Annotated in this window: 5 protein-coding genes and 3 tRNA genes; 7 read left to right on the forward strand and 1 reads right to left on the reverse strand. The window is 76.5% G+C overall.

Features of this window, described 5'->3' with window-relative positions; all coding sequences use genetic code 11:
- Nucleotides 1–133 precede the first annotated feature (133 nt).
- From ACRYR7_RS24035 to ACRYR7_RS24050, 4 genes are all read left to right on the forward strand, one after another.
- A tRNA-Gln gene (locus tag ACRYR7_RS24035) sits at nt 134–205 on the forward strand.
- Nucleotides 206–276: 71 nt separating this feature from the next.
- A tRNA-Glu gene (locus ACRYR7_RS24040) sits at nt 277–349 on the forward strand.
- Nucleotides 350–422: 73 nt separating this feature from the next.
- A tRNA-Glu gene (locus tag ACRYR7_RS24045) sits at nt 423–495 on the forward strand.
- Between the two features lie 122 nt (nt 496–617).
- Nucleotides 618–1232, forward strand: coding sequence for a maltokinase N-terminal cap-like domain-containing protein (locus ACRYR7_RS24050; RefSeq protein WP_432574806.1), 615 nt, complete (start codon nt 618–620; stop codon nt 1230–1232).
- A 37-nt stretch (nt 1233–1269) separates the two neighbouring features.
- On the opposite strand, the gene ACRYR7_RS24055 is transcribed toward ACRYR7_RS24050, so the two are convergent.
- On the reverse strand, nt 1270–2016 hold the full coding sequence (locus ACRYR7_RS24055) for an IclR family transcriptional regulator (RefSeq protein WP_432574808.1): 747 nt from the start codon (nt 2014–2016) through the stop codon (nt 1270–1272).
- 105 nt (nt 2017–2121) lie between these two features.
- Here ACRYR7_RS24055 and leuC point away from each other — a divergent pair, with 105 nt between their 5' ends.
- The 3 genes from leuC to ACRYR7_RS24070 all read left to right on the forward strand — a co-directional run bounded on the left by leuC (nt 2122) and on the right by ACRYR7_RS24070 (nt 5151).
- Nucleotides 2122–3564, forward strand: a complete 1443-nt coding sequence (leuC, locus tag ACRYR7_RS24060) for a 3-isopropylmalate dehydratase large subunit (protein ID WP_432574809.1) — start codon at nt 2122–2124, stop codon at nt 3562–3564.
- A gap of 38 nt (nt 3565–3602) precedes the next feature.
- Nucleotides 3603–4202 (forward strand): 3-isopropylmalate dehydratase small subunit, encoded by a 600-nt coding sequence (gene leuD, locus ACRYR7_RS24065; protein ID WP_432574811.1) that lies wholly within the window; start codon nt 3603–3605, stop codon nt 4200–4202.
- Between the two features lie 352 nt (nt 4203–4554).
- Complete coding sequence (locus ACRYR7_RS24070) at nt 4555–5151, forward strand: HU family DNA-binding protein (RefSeq protein ID WP_432574812.1); 597 nt, start codon at nt 4555–4557, stop codon at nt 5149–5151.
- Nucleotides 5152–5255 lie beyond the last annotated feature (104 nt).

Genomic DNA, 5255 nt, shown 5'->3' on the forward strand with positions numbered 1-5255 from the left:
GGTGCGCCCCCGCCGGGACGCGGCGGGGGCGGGCGGCTCAGGTCGGGCCGCCGGGAGCCGATTTGGGGAGCGGTGCGCGGACCGGGTAGAGTCTGCGACGCACCCGGGCGGGAGACCGACCGGGGGATCACCATGGGGTATGGTGTAATTGGCAGCACGACTGATTCTGGTTCAGTTAGTCTAGGTTCGAGTCCTGGTACCCCAGCGCTTCCAGCACGAGGGACGTTCGCACCCTCCGCTGGAGGACGCGCGTTCCTCGCGGAACGAGTGAGCTAGGGCCCCGTTGTGTAGCGGCCTAGCACGCCGCCCTCTCAAGGCGGTAGCGCGGGTTCGAATCCCGTCGGGGCTACTCCAGCAGATCCCGGTCCTGGACCGGTGGTCCGCGCTGGAACGGTCCGCTCCCTGTGGAGCGGACGTGCTGGGGCCCCGTTGTGTAGCGGCCTAGCACGCCGCCCTCTCAAGGCGGTAGCGCGGGTTCGAATCCCGTCGGGGCTACTCCACGAGGCCCCCGGTCACCGACCGGGGGCCTTCGTCGTCCCCGGTCCCGGCCACGACCCCCGGCCACGACCCCCGGTCGCGACCCCGCCCGCGCCGGGGGCGGCGCCTAGGGTGGGCGCGTGGCCGTCATCCACCAGGCGCAGCTGACCCCCTCCAAGCTCGAGACGATCGCCGCCTGGCTGCCCGCGCAGCCGTGGTGCCCGCCCGGCGCCACCGGGCCCTCCGGCGCGGCCGGCGACCTGGAGCACGTGGGCGCGTACCGCTTCGACGACCCCGACGGGCGGGTGGGCGTGGAGGTGCACCTGGTGCGGGCCGCCGGCGCGCTGCTGCAGGTGCCGCTGACCTACCGCGGCGCCGAGCTGCCCGGGGCGCGGCAGTGGCTCGCCGGCACGCTGGAGCACTCCGTCCTGGGGCACCGCTGGGTGTACGACGCGCTGGGCGACCCCGTGCACGCCCGCGCCCTGGACGACGTCGCCCGCGGGCGCGCGCGGCAGGCCGAGCTCGTCGGCCCCGACGGCGCGCCGCTGCCCGCGCCGGTGGTGCGCGTCCAGGCCGGTCCCGCCGCGGCGGGTGCTCCCGCGGCCGGCGCCGTGAGCACCGCCACCGCCGGCGGCGTGGAGGTCGGCGTCGTGCGCGTGCTCGACGGCACCGCCGTCGCCCCGCCCGGGGCCGCCACGCTCACCGGCACCTGGCCGGGGCAGCGGGAGCCGGTCCTGCTCGCCTGGAGCCGCTGAGCCGCCCCGACCCGGCGCCGGCGCCCGCCGGGCCCGCTCAGGCGTGGGCGCCGGCGGCCCGCGCGGGCAGCTGCGCCGGGCGCAGGGCGGCGGTGAAGGCCTCGGCGGTGGCCAGCACGGCGTCGGCGTGCCGCCGGCCCGGGTGGCGCCCGAAGCGCTCGGCGGGCCCCGAGACGGACACCGCGGCCACCACGCGCCCCGACGGCGCGCGCACGGGCGCGCTGACGGAGGCCAGGCCGGGCTCGCGCTCGCCGCTGGAGTGCGCCCAGCCGCGCCGGCGCACCCCGGACAGCGCCGCGGCGTCGAAGCGGGCCCCCATCAGCTCCACGGACAGCCGCTCGGGGTCGTCCCAGGCGAGCAGCACCTGCGCGGCCGAGCCGGCGGCCATCGTCATGGACGCACCCACGGGCACGGTGTCGCGCAGCCCGTGCGGGCGGTCGGCGGCGGCGATGCACACGCGGTGCTCGCCGTGGCGGCGGTACAGCTGCGCGCTCTCGCCGGTGGCGTCGCGCAGGGCGCTCAGCAGCGGGCCGGCGACCGCCACGAGGCGGTCCTCGCCGGCGGCGGCGGCCAGCTCGGCGTGCCGGGCGCCGAGCACGAAGCGCCCCTGCAGGTCGCGCCCGACGAGGCGGTGGTGCTCCAGCGCCACGGCGAGGCGGTGCGCGGTGGGGCGGGCCAGGCCCGTCGCCGTCACCAGCTGCGCCAGGCTCGCCGGGCCGGCCTCCAGGGCGGTGAGCACCTGCACGGCCTTGTCGAGCACGCCGACTCCGCTACTCTTGTCCACGGAGCGATACTGGCGTCTCAACCACTGAGACGCAAGGACCGATGGACGTCCTGCCGCCGGCGATCCCGGCGCGCGGCGGCACGGTGCGGACGAGGGGAGAGCGACGTGGGACGCACGCTGGCGGAGAAGGTGTGGGACGAGCACGTCGTCCGGCGCGGGCAGGACGGCGAGCCGGACCTGCTGTACATCGACCTGCACCTCGTGCACGAGGTCACCAGCCCGCAGGCCTTCGACGGCCTGCGCCTGGCCGGGCGGGGCGTGCGGCGCCTGGACCTGACCATCGCCACCGAGGACCACAACACCCCCACGGCCGGCATCGACCTGCCCATCGCCGACAGGACCTCGCGCACCCAGATCGAGACGCTGCGCCGCAACTGCGCGGAGTTCGGCGTGCGCCTGCACTCCCTGGGCGACGCCGAGCAGGGCATCGTGCACGTCGTCGGCCCCCAGCTGGGCCTGACCCAGCCGGGCATGACCGTCGTGTGCGGCGACTCGCACACCTCCACGCACGGCGCGTTCGGCTCGCTGGGCATGGGCATCGGCACCAGCGAGGTCGAGCACGTGCTGGCCACGCAGACCCTGCCGCTGAAGCCGTTCAAGACGATGGCCATCACCGTGAACGGCACCCTGCGCCCGGGCACGACCGCCAAGGACGTCATCCTGGCGGTCATCGCCAGGATCGGCACCGGCGGCGGCCAGGGCTACGTCCTGGAGTACCGCGGGGAGGCGATCCGCGCCCTGTCCATGGAGGGGCGCATGACCATCTGCAACATGTCGATCGAGGCCGGTGCCCGCGCGGGCATGGTGGCCCCCGACGACACCACGTTCGAGTACCTCGAGGGCCGCCCGCACGCCCCCACCGGCGCCGACTGGGACGCGGCCGTGGAGCACTGGCGCACCCTGCGCACCGACGACGACGCCGTCTTCGACGCCGAGGTCGTCCTCGACGCCGCTGAGCTCGAGCCGTTCGTCACCTGGGGCACCAACCCCGGCCAGGGCGTGCCGCTGTCCGGCTCCGTGCCCGTGCCCGAGGAGGTCGGCGAGGACGGCGAGCGCCAGACCGTCGAGCGGGCCCTGGAGTACATGGGCCTGGCCGGGGGCACGCCCATGCGCGAGATCGCCGTGGACACCGTCTTCATCGGCTCGTGCACCAACAGCCGCATCGAGGACCTGCGCGCGGCCGCGGACGTGGTGCGCGGGCGCACCAAGGCCGAGGGCGTGCGCGTGATGGTCGTGCCCGGCTCGGCCCGCGTGCGGCTGCAGGCCGAGGCCGAGGGCATCGACACCGTCTTCAAGGAGTTCGGCGCCGACTGGCGCCACGCCGGCTGCTCGATGTGCCTGGGGATGAACCCCGACCAGCTCGCCCCCGGCGAGCGCTGCGCCTCCACCTCCAACCGCAACTTCGAGGGGCGCCAGGGCAAGGGCGGGCGCACCCACCTGGTCAGCCCGCTGGTGGCCGCCGCGACCGCCGTGCGCGGCACGCTCTCCTCCCCGGCCGACCTCGAGCCGCTGCCCGGCCGCTCCGCGCCCGCCGGCGCGCTGGCCTGACCGCCGACGACACGACCCAGACGGACCAGGAGCACCCCGTGGAGAAGTTCACCGTCCACCGCGGCGTCGGCGTGCCGCTGCGCCGCAGCGACGTCGACACCGACCAGATCATCCCCGCCGTCTACCTCAAGCGGGTCACCAAGACCGGCTTCGAGGACGCGCTGTTCGCCGCCTGGCGCGGCGACCCCTCCTTCGTGCTGAACCGGGAGCCGTACCGGGCCGGCTCGGTCCTCGTCGCCGGCAAGGACTTCGGCACCGGCTCCAGCCGCGAGCACGCCGTGTGGGCGCTGCGCGACTACGGCTTCAAGGCGGTGCTCGCCCCGCGCTTCGGCGACATCTTCCGCGGCAACTCCGGCAAGCAGGGCCTGCTCGCCGCCGTCGTGGAGCAGGGCGACATCGACCTGATCTGGAAGGCGCTGGAGGCCCACCCCGGCACCGAGGTCACCGTCGACCTGGTCGAGCGCGTCGTGCGGGTCGACGACTTCACCGCCCCCTTCGAGGTCGACGAGTACGTGCGCTGGCGGCTCATGGAGGGCCTGGACGACATCAGCCTGACCCTGCGCCACGCCGACGCCATCGCCGACTTCGAGGCGCACCGGCCCTCCTTCAAGCCCACCACGCTGCCCGCGCGCGCCTGACCGGCCGCGCCCGCCCACCGGGCCCCGTCCCGCGCTGCACCGCAGCGCGGGACGGGGCCCTCGTGCGTGCGGGCGTTGGCGCGCAACGCCTCCCGCGCCGGTCCGGTGCGCGCCGGCGCCGTCCGGCGCGGCGCCGCGGCGCGGTCGCGCGGGCCGGCGGAACCCCCTGCGCCCCAGCGCCGCCGGCTGCCGCGGGCGCCGAGTCGCTTGCGCCGCAACGGCTCGCCGCCCCGCCCCTGGTGGACGGCGGTGATCGCGGGTCGTACCGTTTCCCCGTCGGGCTCCCGCTCGGCCGCGCGCGAGGTGCCGCGCGAGCGTGTCACGGACGAGACGGACCCCCGAGGAGGACCCCGTGAACAAGTCGGAACTGGTCGAGGCGCTGGAAGCGCGGCTCGGCGGCAGGAAGCAGGCGACGGCGGCCGTGGAGGCCCTCGTCGAGACCATCACCCTGGCCGTGGCCAAGGGCGAGAAGGTCGCCATCAGCGGTTTCGGCACCTTCGAGAAGCAGGCGCGCAACGCCCGCACGGGCCGCAACCCGCGCACCGGCGAGGCCGTGAAGATCAAGAAGACCTCGGTGCCCCGGTTCCGCCCCGGCACCGCCTTCAAGGAGGTCGTCTCCGACACCAAGGCCCTGCGCGCCTACAGCGCCTCGCTGAAGGAGAAGAACGGCACCGCGGCCCCGGCCAAGAAGGCGGCCCCGGCCAGGACGGCCGCGGCGACCCCGGCGGCCGAGGCGGCACCGGCGCGCACCACCACCGCGCGCAGGGCCGCCAGCCCCGCGGCCACCGCCCGCGCCACCACCGGCCGCGCGAGCACCGCGGGCCGCCCGGCCACCGCCGCCGCCGCCACCGCGGCCAAGAAGGCCGCCCCGGCGCGCACCACCGCCGCCAAGAGCGCCGCCGCCCCGGCGAAGACCACGGCCGCGCGCCGCACCGCGAAGAAGGCCTGAGCGAGGGACCCGGGGAACGGGGCCCGAGGCGCCGCCCGCGCGCACGGCCCGTCCGCGGCCCGAGCACGGCCGAGGCCCCCACCCGGCACCGGGTGGGGGCCTCG

Source organism: Kineococcus gurbantunggutensis (genome assembly GCF_050871925.1).
GTDB lineage: Bacteria > Actinomycetota > Actinomycetes > Actinomycetales > Kineococcaceae > Kineococcus.